The sequence below is a fragment of the Sulfitobacter marinus genome (assembly GCF_900116285.1).
GTDB classification, from domain to species: Bacteria; Pseudomonadota; Alphaproteobacteria; order Rhodobacterales; family Rhodobacteraceae; genus Sulfitobacter; species Sulfitobacter marinus.
This window is the reverse complement of the sequence record NZ_FPAJ01000006.1, coordinates 1-20,275: the sequence shown is the minus strand read 5'-3', so window position 1 is coordinate 20,275 and position 20,275 is coordinate 1. Positions and strand designations below refer to the sequence as shown.

Below are 20,275 nucleotides of genomic sequence, written 5' to 3'. Positions count from 1 at the left end.
GGAGGGGAATAACAATGGCAGACGCATATATCGTTGAAACTGTTCGCACCGCTGGCGGGCGCCGTGGCGGGGCATTGCGCGATTGGCACCCGGCAAATCTGGGTGCCGAGGTGCTGAATGCGCTGGTTGAACGCAGTGGCATTGAAGGCGGGGTCATCGACGATGTGATCGTCGGCTGTGTGACGCAGGCGGGTGAGCAATCCTTCGCGTTCGGGCGGAATTGCGTCCTCGCATCAAAGCTTCCGCAATCTGTGCCTGCCGTGACGATCGACCGGCAATGTGGCAGTTCGCAACAGGCGGTGCAATTCGCCGCGCAAGCGGTGATGTCGGGCACGCAAGATGTTGTCGTTGCCATGGGTGTCGAAAGCATGACGCGCGTTCCGATGATGTCGAACGTGACTTTGCACGCCAAGGCAGGTTTGGGTGAGGGGCCTTTCAGTGACCGTATCGCCGAACGCTATGGTACCAAGAACTTTAGCCAGTTTATCGGGGCCGAGATGGTCGCGCAAAAACACGGCTTTAACCGCGAAGAGCTGGATAGCTTTGCCTTGGAAAGCCACCGGCGGGCCACTGCGGCCAGTAATGCGGGCGCGTTTGATGCTGAAATCGTGCCACTTGCCGTCGAAGGCGGCATGCACACCCGCGACGAAGGCATTCGCGATGATGCCACATTAGAGTCTATTTCGAACGTAAAGCTGCTGGATCCGAACGGCATGATCTCGGCCGCGAATGCGTCGCAGATTTGCGATGGCGCGGCAGCCGTGTTGGTCGTGTCCGAGGCCGCGTTAAAGAAATACAACCTGACCGCCAAGGCGCGGGTTGTGAACCTGACGGTGACGGCGGGCGACCCGATGATCATGCTCGAAGAGCCATTGCCCGCAACCGACCGGGCATTGGAACGTGCGGGGATGAAGATCGACGATATTGATCTGTTCGAGGTGAACGAAGCATTTGCACCGATCCCTATGGCTTGGCTGAAGCACACGGGTGCCGATCCTGAGAAGCTGAACGTCAATGGCGGCGCTATTGCGCTTGGCCATCCGTTGGGGGCGTCCGGCGCGCGGTTGATGACGACGCTGGTGCACAGCCTGAATGCGCAAGGCAAGAAATACGGGTTGCAAACCATGTGCGAGGGCGGCGGTATCGCCAACGTCACAATCATCGAAGCGGTCTAGGCCCTAAATCATGCCAATAGGGGATGAGGGACGCAACGTCTGTCATTCCCAAATCTTTAGCATCCTGACAAGTTGCAGGGCAAAGAACGCTTCCCGGAGGAACCCCCATGACGCTACCCGCAATTTTCGACAATCTGCGCATTCCGCTGATTGGCAGCCCGTTGTTTATCATCTCTAACCCTGATCTGGTTATCGCGCAGTGTAAGGCAGGGATCGTCGGTAGCTTTCCGGCGCTCAATGCCCGGGAGGCCGAAGGCGAACCGATCGAGCTGGACCGGTGGCTGACCCGCATCAAAGAAGAGCTGGACCGCCACAACCAAGCAAACCCCGACAATCCGGCAGCTCCCTATGCGGTGAACCAGATTGTGCATAAATCGAACGCGCGGCTGGAACGCGATGTCGAAATTTGCGTGAAGCACGAGGTGCCTTTGTGGATTACGTCGCTGGGTGCGCAAAACTGGCTGAACGATGCGGCCCATGGTGCGGGCGGCGTGGTGTTGCACGATGTGATCAACAACCGCTTTGCACATAAGGCGATTGAAAAAGGGGCTGATGGCCTGATCGCTGTGGCGGCTGGGGCAGGGGGGCATGCGGGTGCGTTGTCGCCGCTGGCCTTGATCCAGGAAATTCGCGAATGGTTTGATGGGCCGTTGTTCTTGTCAGGCGCTATTGCAAGCGGTGCCAGTTTGCTGGCGGCGCAGGCTATGGGCGCTGATGGTGGATATGCCGGGTCGGCGTTTATTGCGACCAAAGAAGCGAATGCGGATGAACGCTACAAACAGATGATCGCGGATTCGGGCGCATCTGATATTGTGTATTCCGATCTGTTCACCGGCGTCTGGGGCAACTACCTCAAGCCGTCGATCGAGGCGCAAGGCATGGACCCGAACAACCTTGAGCGGTCGGACCCGTCGAATATGAATTTTGGGACCGACCGTGAAAAACCCAAAAGCTGGAAAGAGATTTGGGGCGCGGGTCAGGGCATTGGCGCTGTTAAGTCAGTGGTCCCCGCCGCGGAGCTGGTTGAGCGTTTTGCGACAGAATACGCAGCGGCGCGCCAGCGGTTGATTGATCAGACTGCATAAGTTGGGTGCGGGAAACCGCATCATTTCTGAACGACCATAATATGCGATTTATCTGCTTGCGTCCGGCTTAATTCCGGTCGCAGGATGGCGTATGAAATTTGATACACCCTATGATATTCGCCGCGGCCCTTTGCTGGCCCGTAATGTGGTCGCAACATCGCAACCTTTGGCCGCACAAGCCGGGCTTTCGATGCTGTATAAGGGTGGAAACGCCATTGATGCTGCCCTTGCCGCTGCGATTGCGCTGACGGTTGTTGAACCTTCGGGCAATGGCCTTGGCAGTGACGCATTTGCGATTTTATGGGATGGCGATGCGCTGCACGGGTTAAACGCATCCGGTAGATCACCAGCTGGATTGACCGCGACTGAAGTCACAGAACGTGGCTGGGGAAGCGTCACAGTACCGGGGGCGGTATCGGGCTGGGTCGCGCTGTCGGACCGGTTTGGCGCGTTGCCGTTCGAGACCTTGTTCGGCCCTGCGATAAACTATGCGGAAAACGGGTTTCCTGTGTCGCCGATCATCGCGCGGCTGTGGGAAATAGCAGGCAAGAATTTGGGCCAGCAACCGGGGTTTGCCGATTGCTTTTTGCCCAATGGCCGCGCGCCCAAAGCAGGCGAGATTTTTCGCAACCCTGCGCAAGCCAAGTCGCTAAGGTTAATTGCCGAAACCAAGGGTGCCGCTTTCTATACTGGTGTGCTGGCCGAGCAGATTGTTGCAGATGCGGCGCGCCATGGGTCGGCCTTGGCTATGTCGGATTTGGCCGACCACAGCCCTGATTGGTGCGGCACGTTGAGCCAAGATTACGCTGGCGTGGCCTTGCATGAAATTCCGCCAAACGGGCAAGGTATCGCGGCGCTAAGCGCGCTAGGTATTCTAGGTCATTTTGATCTGGCCAGCCACGCCCCCGATAGCCCGCAAGCGCTGCATTTGCAGATCGAGGCGATCAAACTGGGCCTTGCCGATGCGGAGGCCTTTGTCGCGGATCCTGCGCATATGGACGTCACGCCAGACGAAATGCTGAACCCCGACTATTTGGCACGGCGGGCGGCAGAGATTGATCCTGACGCCGCCAAAGTCGCGGTTGAGGGCGCGCCAAAACATGGCGGCACCGTCTATATTACCGCAGCGGATGCGTCGGGTAAGATGGTGTCTTTGATCCAGTCGAATTATATGGGGTTCGGGTCAGGCGTTGTTGTGCCTGACACAGGGATAAGTCTGCAAAATCGCGGGGCAGGGTTTGTAGAAACTCCCGGTCACGCAAACCAGATCGGCCCAAGCAAGCGGCCGTTCCAAACAATTATCCCCGGCTTTGTCATGCAAGACGGTGCCCCCCTGATGAGCTTTGGCGTCATGGGTGGACCGATGCAGGCGCAGGGGCATGTGCAGATGGTGACGCGGATGATGGTACACGGGCAATCGCCGCAAGCGGCCAGTGATGCGCCGCGCTGGCGTTTCGTGGCCGGGCTTGAGGTGGCCGTTGAAAGCACCATGCCGGATGAAACCGTCGCCGCTCTGGAAGGAATGGGTCACAAAATCACCCGCGAAGCGCCTGATAACGCGTTTGGATTTGGCGGTGCGCAGCTGGTCGCGCGGCAGGGTGACGGCTATGTCGCCGGGTCGGACCACCGCAAAGACGGTTGTGCGGTGGGGTTCTAGGGTAGGGCAAAGCTATGGCATCCATCGATCCTGAAACGTTGCTGCGCGATCTGTTCGATGTGGCTGTCGAAGTGGCTGACCCGATGCAAAGTCTGGCGCGGTTCCTGCCGCCGCGCCCTGCGGGGCGGGTTGTGGTGATCGGGGCGGGCAAGGCCAGTGCGCGCATGGCCGAGGCGGTCGAGGCCGAATGGGGCCCTTGCGAGGGGTTGGTCATCACCCGCTATGGATACGCACGGCTCTGTCAGGGGATCGAGATTGTCGAAGCGGCGCATCCCGTGCCCGATCAGGCCGGTGTCACGGCCACGAAACGTATGATCGCGTTGATGGAAGGTTTGGGCGACGAAGATTTTGTCTTGGCGCTGATATCAGGCGGTGCGTCCTCTTTGCTGGTGGCCCCGTTGGGAGAAATCACGCTCTCCGAGAAACAAGCCGTTAACCAAGGGCTGCTTGCGTCCGGCGCGCCGATCCAGAAGATGAACGTGGTGCGCAAGCATCTTTCCCGCGTCAAAGGCGGGCAATTGGCGGCGGCGGTTTATCCTGCGCGGATGCTAACCCTGATGATTTCCGATGTGCCGGGTGACGATATGGCGATGATCGGATCGGGGCCTACGGTTGGGGATGCGAGCACCGCGGCCGATGCGCTGGCCATCTTGGAAGATTGGGATATTTCGGTGCCCCCCTCTGTCAGCGCCGCGCTAGCCCAAGGATCGCAGGTGATCGCACCCGGGGATTTGCGACTGTCACGGGTGACTAATCAAATTTACGCGGCGCCCAAGCAATCACTGGACGCTGCAGAGGCGCGGGCTCGGTCGCTGGGTTTCGACGTTGTCCGGCTGGGCAATGATCTGGAAGGCGAGGCTCGCGATGTGGCCAAAGAACACGCACAGCTTGCCCTTGCCACACAGGCCAAGCTGATGCCCGGTGATCCGCCGGTCGTGATCCTGTCAGGTGGCGAATTGACTGTGACACGGCGCGGCGACGGAAACGGCGGACCAAATGCGGAATATTGTCTGGCCTTAGCGCTTGCGCTCAATAGTGCCCCAAACCTGTGGGCACTGGCCTGCGATACGGATGGTGTTGATGGTGGCGATGAGGTTGCGGGGGCACGTATCGGCCCAAATACGCTCAAAAAGGCTGAAAACCTATCAGTCGACCCCGATAAATCATTGATAGAAAATGATTCACACGAATTTTTTATGCAGATTGGCGGCCAAATTGTTACGGGCCCAACCTTGACAAATGTTAACGATTTTCGAGCAATACTTGTGTATCCAATCACTTCGTAAGCCTGAAGGATGCCTTGATTGAGCGTATTGTTTCACCTTTTGCAACAATATCTCGTAATTTGCAGGCTTTTGGGTTGTTTGAGAGTTTTGCTCAACCTATAACTGCATGACGGCGTCCTTGATTAACCGATTATGCGAAAGCGGCGGGTGCTGGCACAAGACGAAATGGGTTAAGTGGTTGTTTAAACGTCTCGATATAATACTGGTGGTCTTGTGTGTTTTGGTAACCTTCGGGGTTTTCGCCGAAAGTTCACGGACGACCAAAGCGGCGGCCAATGCAGAATTTCAACGCATTACTGATGTCGCTCTTCAGGCGTTAAGAACGCGATTGGACATTTACCTCCAAAGTCTCAATGGCGCGGCTGGCATGATGCGCGCATCAGAAAACACCGAAGTTAACGATTTCGATATGTTTGCCAGCAGTCTGGATTTGACAGAAACCCTGCCGGGGATAAACGGAATTGGCTTTATCGAACCGGTACCTGCGGATGAGGTGCCGGAATTTGTCGCCGGTATGCGCGCAGATGGTGTTGAGAATTTTACCGTACATCCGGAAACGGAAAGCGATGTAAAATATATCATCAAGTATATTGCGCCAACCGACATCAACGCAGAGGCGGTAGGCCTAGATATCAGTTTTGAGCAAGGACGCCGGGACGCCGCGAACCGTGCCCGCGAAACAGGATTACCACAGTTAACCCCGCGCATTCTTTTGGTGCAGGATGACACGGCGCAACCCGGTTTTCTTTTGTTGCGGCCATATTTCGAAGCGGACGATTTTAAAGGTTGGGTCTATGCGCCTTTTGTCGGGCGTAACCTGCTAGAGGGCTTGAATCCTCAGCAGGGACAGCTGTTTGAATTCCAAGTATATGATGGTAGCGGAATTGACGACGATGCTTTGATTTATAGCACGCATGAACATGAACACATGGATTGGCTTTATACTGCCAATTATACTGTGGATATGTTCGGGCGCCAATGGACGCTTCACTATCACAGCACGGCCCTATTCGACGAGGTTCACTCGACGCGCGGGCCGTTTTTCATTCTGATTGGCGGATTGCTGCTTTCTATGATGTTGGCGTTCGCAATGCGTGCACTGCGCGTGCGCAACGAAAGCCTAGCTGAGGTCGCCAGATTGCGGGCGAAAAAGATCAACGCTCGCGAGGAAGAAAACCGGTCATTGGTCGAAAACACGGTCGTTGCCGTAATGATCCTGGACGAAGAACGTAAGGTCGTATTTGCCAACCATGCGGCGACCAATTGCTTCGACGGAAAGCGTGACGGACTAAAGGGGCGGCCTTTCTCTGAGTTTGTTACCAAACTTGCCGAAGATGAAGCGCACCAAAATTATAACGCCTTGGGTCATACGCTAAGCGGGCGCGAACTGTTTCTTGATCTGCATACAAACGGCTGGGTGGCATCGTCCGGCAAAAGCCGAACGACCGTGATCTTGCGCGATGTCACTGCCGATGTCGAAATAGCCGATGAACTGGTGGTGACCAAACAACGTTTTGACGCGGCCTTGTCCGGCTCGCAAATCGGGGTGTTTGAAATTGACCTCAAGACTGGCAAGTCGGTCGTTTCCCACACCTGGCTTGATATTATGGACATCGATCAAGAAATCGAAAGCCCACAAGATGTGTTTATGGAGCGGATCCACCCAGATGACATGACCCTGCTGCTGGAGGCAGATCGCAGGTGCATAAGGGGCGAAACGGTCCGTTCTATCGCCGAGTATCGGGTGGCATTTGGTGACAAATGGCGTTGGATGCGATCGGATGCGGTGGTTGTTGAGCGCGACGAGGATGGCAAAGCCATACGCATGGTTGGCACGCAAACCGATGTGACCGAATTGCGCCATTCCCGCAATGCGCTTGAGGCCAGCGAAAAGCGATTCCGCGTTGTGCTTGAGGCGGCCCCCGTTGGCATGGCGACGCTTAATAGTGGTGGTTTTTTTATCGGCGTTAACCCGGCCCTGACCGAATTGACAGGGTACTCAGATGTAGAGATGCTCAAGGATTTCAATATCGAGCGGATCATCCCCAAAGACGATATGGACCGGATGATCGCCGCCGTTCTAAGCACCGTGCGTGCAGGGAACCAAGATGTTTACCGTGAGGAATTTAGAATTCGCCACAAGAACGGCGGGCATCGTTGGGGCTTGTTCAACATCACTTGGACCTATGACAAGAATATCGGCTCTTACGTCTATATCGCGCAGGTCGTCGACATCACTGACAAAAAGAAGATGGAGCAGATCAAGAGCGAATTTGTATCCACGGTCAGCCATGAATTGCGCACGCCGCTTACGTCAATCAAGGGCGCGTTGGGCCTGATTGAAATGGCGGCCCGCGACAAGCTGCCCGCCTCTGCCCTGCGGCTGGTTCAGATCGCGCAATCTAACTCGGACAGGCTGACGGATATCGTGAATGATATTCTGGACCTTGAAAAGATCTCCTCCGGTGAGATCAGCTTTAATCTGGTCGAGATTGAACTATGCGGATTGGTGCGGGCAGCCCAAAGTGAAATGATGCCTTTCGCGGTAACGCATAAGACGAAGCTTGAGCTTATTTTACCAGACGAAGAACTGTTTGTTGTCGCGGATTCAGGGCGCATGATGCAGGTCATGGCTAACTTGATTTCGAATGCGTGCAAATATTCTTATGATGATACCGACGTCACGGTCACGGTCGAAAAGCTGGACGAAGTCGCGATCATCTATGTTCAGAATATCGGGGCAGGGGTGCCTGAATCGTTTAAAGGGCGCATTTTCCAACGTTTCTCGCAGGCGGATGGGTCCGACACACGTGCCAAGGGCGGGACCGGTCTGGGCCTGAACATCACCCGCGAGATTGTCTGGCGGCAGGGCGGTGAAATCGGTTTCGAAAGCAAGCCCGATGGCCCGACTGTGTTCTGGTTCACCTGCCCGATCTCGCAACCAACCGAGGGGGCAGCCCCCGCAACAGAGCGGTTGTCACGGCCCGTTCAGGGAAAGCGGTTAAGAATTTTGCACCTCGAAGATGACGAGGATTTTGCCGAAGTGATCCACGCGGGGCTAAACACCTATGCTGATGTGCATAACGTGACCCGGATAAAATCTGCCCGCAGCTTTCTTTCGGACGAGACGTGGGATGTCATCATTCTGGACTGGACCGTCCCAGATGGGGATGCCGCCAGCTTGCTGGATCAGATTACACAAGAGCAACCAGAGGCACGTGTTGTTGTGCTGACGTCTGATGGTACCCGCGCAAAAGATGATCGAGTCGACGAGCATATCGTGAAATCTCACGCTGATATGGATCGCATTATCGAATGCGTAATAAATTTATCCGAAAGCAAGGCATAGTTTAGCATGATTGAAAAAATCTGGACTGTGTGTGGCGACGAATTGCACCTTTTGGGGCGTTCACTTTTCTCTTGGGAGGTTAATGGTGATTAAAATTCTTCACGTTGAGGACGACGAGTCGATACGCGAGATCGTGGAGCTGGCGTTAGAGATGGCGGGCGGTTTTGAGGTCGTCCAATGTCACAGCGGTGAAGACGCCCTGACGCGGTCGCTAGACTATATCCCCGATGTGTTGCTGCTCGATATGATGATGCCCGGATTGACAGGACGCCAGACGCTAGAGCGGCTGCGGGAACGGCCAGAATTTGTAGAGATTCCTGCGATCTTTATGACCGCGCGGGCGCAGCCTAACGAGATGGACGAATTGCGTCAGATCGGGGCGGTTGATGTAATCAGCAAACCCTTCGATCCGATCACTTTGGGCGATCAGATCAAGGCGGTGGTGGGCTGACGTACCAGTTTAGGACGGTTCCAGCGTTTCGGGATGTGCATCCAGTACGGTCTGGCAAAGCTGCACAAAGCTATCAAGCTGGAAAAACAAAGGGCTTGGGCAGATGGCCAGATCAGCGTCAGGGCCGGCTAGATGTGCATCAATCTCGGTCTCAATGCTGCGCGCTTGGTTTCCCAAGTCCTCAAAGCCAAGCGATCCGGCGGTGCCGGCAATCTGGTGTAGCAATGTGCGCGCCAGTGTCAAACTGCCGTTGATTTCTTCCAGCTCATAGCTTTCCCAAGCCGTCAACGCATATTCTGCAATTGAAATTTGACGGGTCTTCAACATCTCAAGAAATCGACTTCGAATTCGATCAATTCCCGGAAGTGTAAGTTTTTGGTGCATCATCCAGTCAGACCAATTTGCCACGCATTTTTTTGCGCATCTTCATGGGCAGCAACAGACTCCTCGGCCGAGGCATGTGCTGCCGAAATTGCGTCCATAACGGTCGCGCTTGTTTTCCACATTAGCCTAATCGCCTCACCAGCGCAAACGCGCGGTTCGATCTGCTGACCTTGATTGTCGAACAATTCTGTCTTTGCGAGGGTTAGGTTAACACTAAGCCCAAGCGCCTTCATATCAGGCTGCCAGCCGCTTTCAGTGATACAAATGAAAGTGCCGTTGCCCGCATAAGACATCAGGAACTGGCCATCGCCAAGTGTGTCGGAGATCACTTCGGCGACGTCTGTCAAAAGCGAATAGAACTCAAACGGTGACATTGTGGCGTGATACTGCGCGATGTCGCGAATCGTAAACGCAAACGCGGTCGAGCCGAACAAATCGTTCCGGCTGAGTTGACGTATGTAATTTTCGAAAGCCATGAAATCGATCAGATTGTCGATTTCATAAAGTGCCACCGGATCAAAGAGATCGATCGGCGCCGTGCCGGTTTCCTGGCTAGGGTTCAATTTTTGGGCTGCAAAAATTTTTGTTGTGCGTGCTTCACGCGCAGCAAAGGCACGTTCCACAAGCGCCAGCCGTGCCTTGAGCTCGAACATCTCGAAGGGTTTCGTGACATAGTCAGTGGCACCAGCAGCAAACGCCGCGTCAATGTAATCTTTCTCGGACATCGCGGTGAGCATCAGGATGGGCGTATCGACATAGGCATCCATCGTGCGGATCTGACCAGCAAGAGCAATGCCATCTGTTCCCGGCATCTGGATATCCAGCAAGAAACAATCAAAAGATCCAGGGGCATTCGTTTTGATTGTTTCAATAGCATCATCCGCACAAGAGGCCATAACCAGCTTGTGTTCTGTCATTGTCTCGATGAAATGCGCCAGCAGTTCAAGGATGATTGGATCGTCATCAACCGCAAGAATTTTCATTTAACTAGCCCCACTAAAAATAACCTGCAAAGCAAAATTGCCCGCCAAAAGTGTTAACAACTTGTAAGGGAAACATGTCAAAATATGGGCAATATCTATACATTATCAGGGAATCTCTGTGTACAGGTACACTTTATCAGGGAACAGTGGCAGCAAAACAGGTGGTTTGATGATCTATAATTTTGGTGCCGATCTTAATGGTACATTGGTTCAGGCGTGTGAATTGCGCGCAGGTGGCACCTTCGCGAGGGTCCTATCCTGGGGTGCCACAGTTCAGGATTACAGGGTAGCGGGCATTGATCACAGTCTGGTTCTGGGCGGCGAAACGATTGATTCGTACTTTGACCAAATGCAATATTTCGGTGCCATTGTCGGGCCCGTCGCCAATCGTATCGCCAAAGGGCGGATGCAGATTAATGGCGAAACGTTTGAGTTGGACATAAATGAAAACGGTACTACGACCTTGCACAGTGGATGCGCGGGCTTCAGTGATCGCAACTGGACCTTTACCCAAACGTCTGATGATGCTTGTGAATTGACGTTAGAACACCCCGATGGCTTGGGCGGTTTTCCCGGTAATCTTATCGCGACGGTCGTCTATCGGCTGACCGCATCTGGTGCCTTGGAGGTCGAGATTTCGGGTCGAGCAGACGCGGATGTTTTCTTTAGCCCAGCCTTTCACGGATACTGGAATTTGTCCGGACAGGACGATCTGTCGGATCACATGCTGACGGTCCCGGCCGAGACATATTTACCCGTGGACGCTGACCAAATTCCCATCGGTTCCCCTGCACCCGTAAGCAGCACGGCATTCGATTATCGACAGCCGCGCCCTATCGGTCCGGTGTTGGATCACAACTTCTGCCTTGGCCCCTGTGATGCGCCGATGCAGACAGCGTGCCGGGTGGAAGCGTCAGGCATCGTGTTGGAGGTTCAGACCGATCAACCCGGCGTACAGATTTACAATGGCTCTAACATTGATACGACACCATTTAACGGGCATCTTGGCAGGCCCTACGGCGCTTGTGCGGGGTTGGCGATCGAGCCGCAGTTCTGGCCGGATACGCCCAATCAATCCAGTTTTCCCTCTAGCTTGCTCAAGGCGGGGCAGCGTTTCGTCATCCGGTCCCGTTTCGTGGTTTCTGATTTACGCACATGAAACAGCCGCCGGGGCAGCCCTGCGCCTCGTTACGTTAAGTTCGTTAACGATAAAATTTGACAGGGGCGGGACAGATGCTAACTCTCACATATAGTAAGGCAAGCTAACAAAGAGATAGTTACCCCCCTGATGCGCACGAAGATAGACACCGACAGCTTTGGTTTTTTATTTAACGATATTGCGCGGATCACCCGTGGCGTATTCGCCCGCGAAATCGAAGCGAGTCGGCTGCCCGTTACCGCAGCCGAGGCGCGCGTTATGGCACATATGGCCCGGTCTGGTCCCACCCGCCAGCACTTGTTGGCCGAAAGCCTTGGGATGACCCCCATGAGTCTGACCGGATTTCTGGACCGTCTCGAGGCGGCAGGGCTGGTTGCGCGGGAAGCTGATCCAAAAGACCGCCGCGCCAAGATCGTGACGCTTAGCCCGAAAGCGGCGGGTACGTTGGCGCAGATTGCCCAAGCAGGCGAGCGGACGGAACAATTGATTTCAAACGGTCTTTGCCCGGAGGATTGGCAAACTTTCCTCAAAACCGCGCGCCAGCTGCGCGCCCACATTGATGGCCCGCGCGGTGCCGCTTCGAAGGCGGAAGACACGGTATGACCGCCCCCATAATGACCGAACGCAGGGTCAGCATTATCGGCGCGATGCTGGTCGCCATCGGGCCCGTTTCCATGGCGCTTTATACCCCGGCGATGACCGAGCTCGTACGCCATTTCGGGTCAACTGAATCGGTGATCAAGCTGACCCTGACCTTGTATTTTGGGGGGTTTGCCTGTGCGCAACTGGTGGCGGGGCCGCTATCGGATGCGTTGGGGCGGCGCCCCGTCACGATTGCATTCATGGGGCTATACTGCGTTGCAAGTCTGGCTGCGATGCTATCCCCCTCGGTTGAAGTGTTGATGGGCGCGCGGTTTGTCCAAGGGATTGGCGCGTCTGTCGGGGTGGCGATTTCACGCGCGTTGGTGCGTGATCTGTTCACCGATGATCAATCGTCGCGGATCATGAACTTGATCGGGATTATTCTGGCGCTTGGGCCTGCGCTGGCCCCTTCAATCGGCGGTCTGATGTTGCCCTTGTTCGGCTGGCGGTCGATTTTTTTATTAATGACGGCGTTCGGCATCGGGATTATCGCGGTCGTTATCTTTGCGTTGAAAGAAACCGTTGTTCCCGACCGATCGCGGCTGAACTTTCCAGCGCTCGGGCGCACTTACAAGATGCTCTTGACCAACAAGCACTTTATTTCAGCGTCATTGGTCATGGGCGGCGCATTGGGTGCGATTTATGCGCAGGCGACGTTTCTACCGTTCATCTTGATGAATGAGGTCGGCCTGTCCCCCGCGCAATTCGGGGTGTCGATGTTGGCGCAATCGGGCAGCTTTTTCGCAGCTTCGCTGATCTGCCGCAAGCTGATGGGACGATACGGCGCGAACGCATTGGTGGCCCCTGGCCTTGTGTTCGTAGCCTTAGGCAGCATCGGAACGTTGACCTTGCTGATGTGGTCGCCCAGCTTTTTGCACGTGATGATTCCGGTGGGGGTCTATTCCTTTGGCATCGCATTCGTGATGCCCGCCATGTCGACGGCCGCTCTTGCCCCGTTTGGCCGTGCTGCGGGCGCGGCTGCATCCTTGCTGGGGTTCATTCAAATGGGGTCCGGCCTGCTGGTGGGGTCGCTGGGTGCTTTGATGGGGAATGCCGTGATTGCGATGGGCACGTTGATCCCGATCATGGGTGCCACTGCGTGCTTGTCGTTTGTCTGGTATCGCAAGCTTGGCCCCGCTGTGGCCAAGCCTTTGCCCGATCAGGTGCAAGGTCAACGTGGGCCTTTGACTGCCCAATCCACCCCGGTGACGGCCCCCGACAAATAGGCAAATGGCCTAAGCGCCAGAAACGCAAAAGGCTGCCCCATACAAGGCGGCCTTTGTTGCTAAATGCGAAACGATCTAGTCCTTGAAAACGGCAAGTCCCAGCCATTCTGCGATCAAAGCTGGGGTTTCCTCGCCTTCGATCTCGACCGTGAGTAGATTTTCCCGCAACATGTCTGTCGCATTTCGCGCTGTGACATTTTGCAAGGTAAACCGACCACGCAGGCGCGATCCGGCAACAACGGGCCGCAAAAAACGCATTTTATTCATGCCGTAATTGATGCCCATCACCTGACCCGGCATCATGTTAAAACAATCATAGGCAAAGCGGCTGGCCAGCGACAATGTCAAAAAGCCATGGGCAATGGTGCCGCCAAACGGCGTTTCTGCAGCGGCCCGTTCAGGATCAATGTGGATCCATTGCATATCGTGGGTCGTTTTTGCGAACTGGTCGATCATGTCTTGGTCAACGGTAATCCAATCCGATACACCGACTTCGGTTCCGATCAGGGTCTCGCTGTGCTCAACTGCTCTTTTCAATGAAGACATGGTGGCTTCCTCCTATGCTGGATCAGCGGCAACACGCACCATACGCTTGCCCTTGTTTTCGCCTGCCAACAGGCCAATCAACGCTTGCGGCGCGTTCTCCAGACCTTCGACAATGTCTTCGGTGACCTTGATCTGACCGTTTGCGACCCAAGTCTGCAACGCGCGCAGGGCTTTGGCATCGTCATGGGCCCAGTCCATTACGATGAAACCTTCCATGCGCAGACGTTTGACCACGACCAGACCGGGCAGGTTGCGTGGGCCGGTTGGTGTTTCGGTATCGTATTGGCTGATGGCACCGCAGCAGACGATGCGGCCCTTTTCGTTCATGCTGAACAGCGCGGTTTCCAATACAGCGCCCCCGACATTGTCGAAATACACATCAACCCCGTCAGGGCAGGCCGCGCGCAATGCCTTGCCCAGGCCCGGCGCGCGATAATCAATGCAGTCGTCAAAGCCCATTTCTTCTTTGACCCATTTGCATTTGTCAGCACCGCCCGCGATCCCGACAACGCGACACCCAAGCGCCTTGGCAATCTGGCCCACATAGCCGCCGACCGATCCGGCCGCCGCCGATACCAACACGGTTTCACCCGCAATAGGCTTACCGACGGAGATCAGCCCGTGAAAGGCGGTTTTGCCTGCGATGCCGTAAACCGACATCAGGTTGGACAGCTCTGGCACCTTGGGCAGCTTTTCGCATTTGCGTGCCTCGGCGACGATGTAATCCGACCACGTCGCCTCGGCCGCGACGATATCACCAACGGCCAGACGGTCTGACTTGGTTTCGATGACTTCGCAGATTGCATAGGTCGGCATGGGGTCACCGGCATTTACGGCGGCGCGGTACGTCGCGCCCTTCATCCACGACCGGTTGGCCGCGTCGATGGACATCAAAATGACCTTGAGAACCACCTGACCGTCGCCAGCCTTGGGCATATCGGTTGTGGTTTCTTTGAAATGTGCGGGGGTCAGCGCGTCGGTCGGCAGCTCGGCGATAACGATTTGTCGGTTAGTCATATTACGTTCCTTTCAGGATCAATCAACGTCGAGCACGACTTTGCCCAGAACCTTGCGGTCCTGCATGAGGTTCAAAGCATCAGCAGCCCTTTCCAACGGGAAGCGCGCAGAGATGCGGGGTTTGATCTGGCCGCTTGCGTACATGCGGAACAGGTCGGCCATGTTTTCGGCATGGGCCTTTGGTTCGCGGGCCGTGTGTGCCCCCCAAAAAACGCCAACGATTTGGCACCCCTTAAGCAATGTCAGGTTCAACGGGATTTTTGGGATACCGGCAGGGAAACCAACGACCAGATAGCGGCCTTTCCACGCCAACGCGCGCACGGCGGGTTCTGCATATGCACCGCCAACGGCATCATAAACGACATCAACACCATCACCGCCTGCCAGCTTTTTGATCTCGTTAGAAAACTCTTTTTGCGTAGCGCGGTCATCCATATCACGGCTGTAGACGATGGTTTCATCGGCCCCCAAGTCGCGGCAGAACTGCGCCTTTTCCTCGGACGACACGGCGGCGATCACTTTGGCACCGGCAGCCTTGCCCAATTCAATCGCGGCAGCACCCACGCCGCCCGCAGCGCCAAGGATCAACAAAGATTCGCCCGCCTTGATTTCAGCGCGATTTTTCAACGCGTGATGCGATGTGCCGTAGGTCAGCACCAAACATGACGCTTCGTCATATGGCATCGCATCGGGGATTTTCATGACCCGACCGGCATCAATACACATATCTGTCGCAAAGCCACCAAAGCCGGTCATCGCCAGCACGCGGTCCCCGACGGCAACGTTTGTGACCCCTTCACCAACCGCATCAATATCGCCTGCAACCTCGCCACCGGGGGCAAAGGGGCGGGGGGGCTTCATCTGGTAAAGATCCTGAATAATCAATGTGTCAGGGAAATTCAGCCCAGCAGCACGGACCCGAATGCGGACTTCGCCCTTCTTTGGTTCGGGCTGCGGCAGCTCTGTCAGTTCTAGGGTTTCAGGGCCACCAGGTGCGGTGCTTAGCATGGCTTTCATTTCGACGTTCCTCCTCAAGAATTTGCAAAGCAATAGGCGCGGTCAGAAACTGTCTTGTCAATCGAATTTCGAAATGCAATTTTGCAGTGCGGAATTGTTATCCGCAAAATTGAGGGGGGAGAATACGATGCAGTCCAATCAGGAGCTGGAGGGTTTCCGAGTTGAACTGCGCGACTGGCTAGAGGCAAATTGCCCGGCCGAAATGCGCGGTGGCGAAGCCAGTGAATCATCCATTTGTTGGGGTGGCAAGAATTTTGAGTTTGCATCAGACGCACAACGCGACTGGATGGAACGCGCTGCATCTAAAGGGTACACTGTGCCCACATGGCCGGTCGAATACGGCGGTGCCGGGCTAAACCGCGCGCAGGAAAAGATTTTCAAAGAAGAAATGGACCGTATCGGTGCCCGCAGTCCGCTGGACAGCTTTGGCATCTGGATGCTTGGACCCGCCTTGCTGCACTTTGGGTCGCACGAACAAAAACTGCATTATTTGCCGCCGATCGCCCGCGGTGAAATCCGCTGGTGCCAAGGCTATTCCGAGCCGGGTGCCGGGTCGGATTTGGCCAGCGTTCAAACCAAAGGCGAAGACAAGGGCGACCACTGGCTGGTAAACGGCCAGAAAATCTGGACCTCTTACGCCGATAAGGCTGATTGGATTTTCGCGCTAATCCGCACAGACCGCGAAGCGCCCAAACACAAAGGCATTTCCTTCCTGCTGATCAACATGGAAGACGCAGGCGTTGAAACACGGCCGATCAAACTGATCTCGGGCGCGTCGGTTTTCTGCGAAACGTTCTTTACCGATGTGAAGGTGCCAAAGCACCAGATCGTTGGCACCGAAAACCGGGGCTGGGACGTTGCGAAATACCTGCTGACCCACGAACGCGAGATGATCTCGGGCGGCGGTCAGGGTCTGTCAGGTGGGCGTGCTTTGGGCGCGGTGCTGAATGAATCTCTGGGCGAAGGTCAGGAAATGGAAACAACCCTGCGCGCCGATGCAATGCGTTGCGAGGTCGACGCACTGGCCACCGGGTTGACGCTGGAGCGTTACAAAGACCAAGCCGAGGCTGGAACCGGTGCAGGTGATGCATCGGCGATGCTAAAATACATGGGCACCGAACTGAACAAGCAACGCCACGAGTTGCTGATGGCTGCGGGCGGGTCTGATGCGTTGGAATGGGACGGCCCTTTGGGTAACCGTCCTGCGGATTGGCTGCGTACCAAAGCGAATTCCATCGAAGGCGGCACATCCGAGGTGATGCTGAGCATCGTATCGCGTCGCGTTCTTGGGCTGGGGGCATAAATCATGGCAAACTTGGTAATGACCGAAGACGAAACCATGCTAGCCGATGCGGCGCGGGGGTTTCTGGATAAATCCGCCCCCGTCAAAGCGTTCCGTGATCTGCGCGATGCGGGCAAAACCCATGATGCGAAGATGTGGAAAGAAATGGCCGACATGGGCTGGGCCGGTGTGCTGGTCCCTGAATCCGCCGGTGGGTCCGACATGGGCCATGCCGCTGCGGGCGTTCTGGCGCATGAGATGGGCAAAACATTGGTCGTCAGCCCGTTTTTGTCGACAGCCGTGATTGCCGCGACTGCGCTGCGCAATGTCAGCGATGCGCGGGCGGAAAAGGCGCTTGCCGCAATTGCCACGGGCGATGTGACCTATGCGCTCGCGGTCGACGAGACGTCAAAGTTCAACCCCGAAGCGACATCGATGGTTGCAACGCGCGAGGGGAATGGTTTCCGGCTCAGCGGTAAGAAAACATTCGTCGTCGATGGCGCATTGGCCGACCGTTTGCTGGTGCTGGCGAAAACCGATGACGGTTTGACCCTGTTCGATATCCCGGCTGACCGCGCAGGTATCACCCGCAACGCGCAAAACATGATCGACGCACGGGATTCCGCGCGGATCGATTTCGACAATGTCGAGGCGACGGGCGAAGATGTCTTGGGTCAAGTGGACAGCGCGATGAGCGTGTTGAAACCCGCCATTGAAGCAGGTCAGGCAGCGTTGGCCGCTGAAATGGCCGGGCTGTCGGCCGGTGCCTTTGGCATGACGGTCGCCTACCTGAAAGAGCGCAAGCAATTCGGCACTGTCATCGGTAACTTTCAGGCGTTGCAACACCGCGCTGCGCATTTGTGGTGCGAGATCGAAGTGACAGCGTCTGCGATCGTGAATGCAGGCCGCTTGTTGGACGAAGACCCGGATAACGCCATCATGGCCGTATCACTGGCCAAAGCCCGCGCCACATCGACAGCACAACTGGCGGTGCAAGAGGGTGTTCAGATGCATGGCGGGATTGGCATGACCGACGCTTATGACATCGGATTTTATATGAAACGCGCCCGTGTGGGTGCTGAGTGGCTGGGCGATTACGGTTATCACGCGAACCAAGTCGCCAAGCACAGAGGATTTTAAGCCATGGATATCAATACACTTTTCGGTCTTGAGGGTAAAACTGCCCTTGTCACAGGTGGTGCGACAGGCATTGGCCGTATGGCCGCCGAAGGTTTGGTGCGTGCAGGCGCGACCGTGCTGATTGCCAGCCGCAAGGGTGATGCCTGCGAGGCTGTCGCGAAAGAGCTGAACGCCATGGGTGCCAGCGGCAAGGCCATCGGCTTTGCGGGCGATGTCGGCACCGAGGAGGGCGTGGATGCAATGGTGGAGGCCGTGAAGGCCCATACAGATCGCCTTGATATCCTGATGAATAACGCTGGTATTACATGGGGCGCACCCATGGGCGACTTCCCGTTCAAGGCTTGGGAAAAGGTGATGGCGGTGAATGTGGCGGGCCTGTTCGATCTGACGCAAAAGCTGCTGCCCATGCTCAAGAAACACGCGACCATCGAAGACCCTGCGCGGGTTGTGAATGTCGGGTCGGTCATGGGCGAACGCGAGATGGGCGATGGTGCCTATAGCTATTCCGCGTCCAAGGCCGCTGTGATCCACCTAAGCAAAATTCTGGCCAAGGAACTGGCGGGTGACGCGATCACCGTGAACGCCTTGGCACCGGGGCCGTTCGTGTCGCGCATGACGGCGTTTGCCACCCATGACAAAGATATGCGCAGCAAGGTGGGCCAAGACGTGCCGCTGCGTCGCGTAGGAACTGATACTGACATCGCGGGCTGTATGCTGTTTCTTTGCGGTATTGGCGGTGCCTATATCACCGGCGCTGTCATTCCGGTCAGCGGTGGCATCAACGTGATGAGCGGGCCGAACATCTTTGAACAAGCACTGCACTAAGGGGCGATGATGGACATCCGATTTGATAACCGCGTGGCGATTGTCACAGGTGCCGGTACGGGTCTTGGCCGCAGCCACGCCTTGGGGCTGGCCGCACGTGGCGCGCGCGTTATGGTTAACGATCTGGGCGTGACAACAGACGGGCAGGGGGCATCCTCTGCCGCCGCCGAAGCCGTCGCACAAGAAATCCGCGATGCGGGTGGCGAGGCGATGGCCCACGGTTGCGATGTGTCGGACGAGGTTGGCGTGGCCGATATGGTCGCACAGGTGATGGAGGCATGGGGACGCATCGATATCTTGGTGAACAACGCCGGTATCCTGCGCGACAAAACGTTTTCCAAGATGGAGATGTCTGATTTCCGCAAAGTCGTTGACGTCCATCTGATCGGCTCTGCCAATGTGACCCACGCGTGCTGGCCGATCATGCGCCAACAGAAATACGGACGCATCGTGCTGACGTCGTCGGCGTCGGGGCTTTATGGCAACTTTGGCCAGTCCAACTATGGGGCGGCCAAGGCGGCGATGATGGGCTTGATGAACGTCCTGCATCTGGAAGGCGCGCGCGATAATATCCGCGTCAACACGCTGGCCCCCACGGCCGCGACCCGGATGACCGCCGATTTGCTGCCCGAACAGGCGCAGGAATTGCTGGCCCCTGAAACCATTACCCCTGGCCTGCTATACCTTGTTAGCGAGGACGGCCCCAGCCGGGTGATCCTTGGCGCAGGGGCAGGCAGCTTTGCCCAGACACGGGTTTACGAAACGGAAGGCGTGACGTTGACCGGTCAGGACAATACCCCTGAGGGCGTCGCAGCTGCATTCGACAAAATCACGAACGAGGCAGGCCAGCAAGAGCTGACCGATGCCTTTAGCCAGACCAAGAAGTACGCGCTCAATGCAGCCAAGGCCCAAGGTCTTGATCTGGATTGGGGCTAACAGATTAAATTTAAAGGGAGATCACCATGCGTGACGCAGTAATCGTATCCACAGCCCGCACCCCGATTGGCAAAGCCTATCGCGGCGCATTCAATGCCACCACACCTCAGGCTCT

The 20,275-nt window shown here is 56.2% G+C and carries 18 protein-coding genes; 13 read left to right on the top strand and 5 right to left on the bottom strand.

Features of this window, described 5'->3' with window-relative positions:
• The first annotated feature begins 14 nt into the window (after positions 1–14).
• From BM347_RS15150 to BM347_RS15125, 6 genes are all read left to right on the top strand, one after another.
• Positions 15–1,175 (top strand): acetyl-CoA C-acetyltransferase, encoded by a 1,161-nt coding sequence (locus tag BM347_RS15150; RefSeq protein WP_093917348.1) that lies wholly within the window; start codon positions 15–17, stop codon positions 1,173–1,175.
• Between the two features lie 107 nt (positions 1,176–1,282).
• On the top strand, positions 1,283–2,260 hold the full coding sequence (locus BM347_RS15145; protein ID WP_093917347.1) for an NAD(P)H-dependent flavin oxidoreductase: 978 nt from the start codon (positions 1,283–1,285) through the stop codon (positions 2,258–2,260).
• Positions 2,261–2,351: 91 nt separating this feature from the next.
• The gene (locus tag BM347_RS15140) at positions 2,352–3,917 is read left to right on the top strand and encodes a gamma-glutamyltransferase family protein (RefSeq protein WP_093917346.1); all 1,566 of its coding nucleotides are present in this window, start codon (positions 2,352–2,354) and stop codon (positions 3,915–3,917) included.
• A 14-nt stretch (positions 3,918–3,931) separates the two neighbouring features.
• Positions 3,932–5,203 carry a glycerate kinase type-2 family protein gene (locus BM347_RS15135; RefSeq protein ID WP_093917345.1) on the top strand — a complete coding sequence of 424 codons (1,272 nt, stop codon included), beginning with the start codon at positions 3,932–3,934 and terminating at the stop codon, positions 5,201–5,203.
• Positions 5,204–5,570: 367 nt separating this feature from the next.
• A complete protein-coding gene (locus tag BM347_RS15130) occupies positions 5,571–8,552 on the top strand; it encodes a CHASE domain-containing protein (RefSeq protein WP_245764292.1) in 2,982 nt (993 codons plus the stop codon).
• An 85-nt stretch (positions 8,553–8,637) separates the two neighbouring features.
• Positions 8,638–9,003, top strand: coding sequence for a response regulator (locus BM347_RS15125; RefSeq protein WP_093917471.1), 366 nt, complete (start codon positions 8,638–8,640; stop codon positions 9,001–9,003).
• 9 nt (positions 9,004–9,012) lie between these two features.
• Here the strand turns inward: BM347_RS15125 and BM347_RS15120 are convergent, their stop codons facing one another.
• Together BM347_RS15120 and BM347_RS15115 are read right to left on the bottom strand one after the other, a co-directional pair.
• Positions 9,013–9,330, bottom strand: coding sequence for an Hpt domain-containing protein (locus tag BM347_RS15120; protein ID WP_245764291.1), 318 nt, complete (start codon positions 9,328–9,330; stop codon positions 9,013–9,015).
• 56 nt (positions 9,331–9,386) lie between these two features.
• On the bottom strand, positions 9,387–10,370 hold the full coding sequence (locus tag BM347_RS15115) for a response regulator (RefSeq protein ID WP_093917344.1): 984 nt from the start codon (positions 10,368–10,370) through the stop codon (positions 9,387–9,389).
• Between the two features lie 169 nt (positions 10,371–10,539).
• Between BM347_RS15115 and BM347_RS15110 the strand changes: the two genes are divergently transcribed.
• The 3 genes from BM347_RS15110 to BM347_RS15100 all read left to right on the top strand — a co-directional run bounded on the left by BM347_RS15110 (position 10,540) and on the right by BM347_RS15100 (position 13,397).
• Positions 10,540–11,529, top strand: coding sequence for an aldose epimerase family protein (locus BM347_RS15110; protein WP_093917343.1), 990 nt, complete (start codon positions 10,540–10,542; stop codon positions 11,527–11,529).
• 129 nt (positions 11,530–11,658) lie between these two features.
• Complete coding sequence (locus tag BM347_RS15105; protein WP_093917342.1) at positions 11,659–12,132, top strand: MarR family winged helix-turn-helix transcriptional regulator; 474 nt, start codon at positions 11,659–11,661, stop codon at positions 12,130–12,132.
• The gene (locus tag BM347_RS15100) at positions 12,129–13,397 is read left to right on the top strand and encodes a multidrug effflux MFS transporter (RefSeq protein ID WP_093917341.1); all 1,269 of its coding nucleotides are present in this window, start codon (positions 12,129–12,131) and stop codon (positions 13,395–13,397) included. Before BM347_RS15105 ends, BM347_RS15100 begins: the two co-directional genes overlap by 4 nt.
• A 75-nt stretch (positions 13,398–13,472) precedes the next feature.
• Here BM347_RS15100 and BM347_RS15095 read toward each other — a convergent pair whose 3' ends face one another.
• From BM347_RS15095 to BM347_RS15085, 3 genes are read right to left on the bottom strand one after another with little or no spacing between them, the layout of a single operon-like run.
• The gene (locus BM347_RS15095) at positions 13,473–13,943 is read right to left on the bottom strand and encodes a MaoC family dehydratase (RefSeq protein WP_093917340.1); all 471 of its coding nucleotides are present in this window, start codon (positions 13,941–13,943) and stop codon (positions 13,473–13,475) included.
• 12 nt (positions 13,944–13,955) lie between these two features.
• Entirely contained in the window at positions 13,956–14,960 is a 1,005-nt protein-coding gene (locus tag BM347_RS15090) for an NADP-dependent oxidoreductase (RefSeq protein ID WP_093917339.1), read from the bottom strand.
• A gap of 18 nt (positions 14,961–14,978) precedes the next feature.
• The gene (locus BM347_RS15085; RefSeq protein ID WP_093917338.1) at positions 14,979–15,977 is read right to left on the bottom strand and encodes an NADPH:quinone oxidoreductase family protein; all 999 of its coding nucleotides are present in this window, start codon (positions 15,975–15,977) and stop codon (positions 14,979–14,981) included.
• 127 nt (positions 15,978–16,104) lie between these two features.
• On the opposite strand from BM347_RS15085, the gene BM347_RS15080 reads away from it, so the two are divergent.
• From BM347_RS15080 to BM347_RS15065, 4 genes are read left to right on the top strand one after another with little or no spacing between them, the layout of a single operon-like run.
• Positions 16,105–17,280, top strand: coding sequence for an acyl-CoA dehydrogenase family protein (locus BM347_RS15080; protein WP_093917337.1), 1,176 nt, complete (start codon positions 16,105–16,107; stop codon positions 17,278–17,280).
• Positions 17,281–17,283: 3 nt separating this feature from the next.
• Positions 17,284–18,399 carry an acyl-CoA dehydrogenase family protein gene (locus BM347_RS15075; RefSeq protein ID WP_175498597.1) on the top strand — a complete coding sequence of 372 codons (1,116 nt, stop codon included), beginning with the start codon at positions 17,284–17,286 and terminating at the stop codon, positions 18,397–18,399.
• Positions 18,400–18,402: 3 nt separating this feature from the next.
• On the top strand, positions 18,403–19,224 hold the full coding sequence (locus BM347_RS15070; protein WP_093917336.1) for an SDR family NAD(P)-dependent oxidoreductase: 822 nt from the start codon (positions 18,403–18,405) through the stop codon (positions 19,222–19,224).
• Positions 19,225–19,233: 9 nt separating this feature from the next.
• The gene (locus BM347_RS15065; RefSeq protein WP_093917468.1) at positions 19,234–20,160 is read left to right on the top strand and encodes an SDR family NAD(P)-dependent oxidoreductase; all 927 of its coding nucleotides are present in this window, start codon (positions 19,234–19,236) and stop codon (positions 20,158–20,160) included.
• The last annotated feature ends 115 nt before the right edge of the window (positions 20,161–20,275 follow it).

Coding starts and splice junctions, on each gene's coding strand:
- BM347_RS15150 (WP_093917348.1), top strand. CDS start 15: ATGGCAGACGCATATATCGTTGAAACTGTTCGCACCGCTGGCGGGCGC.
- BM347_RS15145 (WP_093917347.1), top strand. CDS start 1,283: ATGACGCTACCCGCAATTTTCGACAATCTGCGCATTCCGCTGATTGGC.
- BM347_RS15140 (WP_093917346.1), top strand. CDS start 2,352: ATGAAATTTGATACACCCTATGATATTCGCCGCGGCCCTTTGCTGGCC.
- BM347_RS15135 (WP_093917345.1), top strand. CDS start 3,932: ATGGCATCCATCGATCCTGAAACGTTGCTGCGCGATCTGTTCGATGTG.
- BM347_RS15130 (WP_245764292.1), top strand. CDS start 5,571: ATGATGCGCGCATCAGAAAACACCGAAGTTAACGATTTCGATATGTTT.
- BM347_RS15120 (WP_245764291.1), bottom strand. CDS start 9,330: ATGTTGAAGACCCGTCAAATTTCAATTGCAGAATATGCGTTGACGGCT.
- BM347_RS15115 (WP_093917344.1), bottom strand. CDS start 10,370: ATGAAAATTCTTGCGGTTGATGACGATCCAATCATCCTTGAACTGCTG.
- BM347_RS15110 (WP_093917343.1), top strand. CDS start 10,540: ATGATCTATAATTTTGGTGCCGATCTTAATGGTACATTGGTTCAGGCG.
- BM347_RS15105 (WP_093917342.1), top strand. CDS start 11,659: ATGCGCACGAAGATAGACACCGACAGCTTTGGTTTTTTATTTAACGAT.
- BM347_RS15100 (WP_093917341.1), top strand. CDS start 12,129: ATGACCGCCCCCATAATGACCGAACGCAGGGTCAGCATTATCGGCGCG.
- BM347_RS15095 (WP_093917340.1), bottom strand. CDS start 13,943: ATGTCTTCATTGAAAAGAGCAGTTGAGCACAGCGAGACCCTGATCGGA.
- BM347_RS15090 (WP_093917339.1), bottom strand. CDS start 14,960: ATGACTAACCGACAAATCGTTATCGCCGAGCTGCCGACCGACGCGCTG.
- BM347_RS15085 (WP_093917338.1), bottom strand. CDS start 15,977: ATGAAAGCCATGCTAAGCACCGCACCTGGTGGCCCTGAAACCCTAGAA.
- BM347_RS15080 (WP_093917337.1), top strand. CDS start 16,105: ATGCAGTCCAATCAGGAGCTGGAGGGTTTCCGAGTTGAACTGCGCGAC.
- BM347_RS15075 (WP_175498597.1), top strand. CDS start 17,284: ATGGCAAACTTGGTAATGACCGAAGACGAAACCATGCTAGCCGATGCG.
- BM347_RS15070 (WP_093917336.1), top strand. CDS start 18,403: ATGGATATCAATACACTTTTCGGTCTTGAGGGTAAAACTGCCCTTGTC.
- BM347_RS15065 (WP_093917468.1), top strand. CDS start 19,234: ATGGACATCCGATTTGATAACCGCGTGGCGATTGTCACAGGTGCCGGT.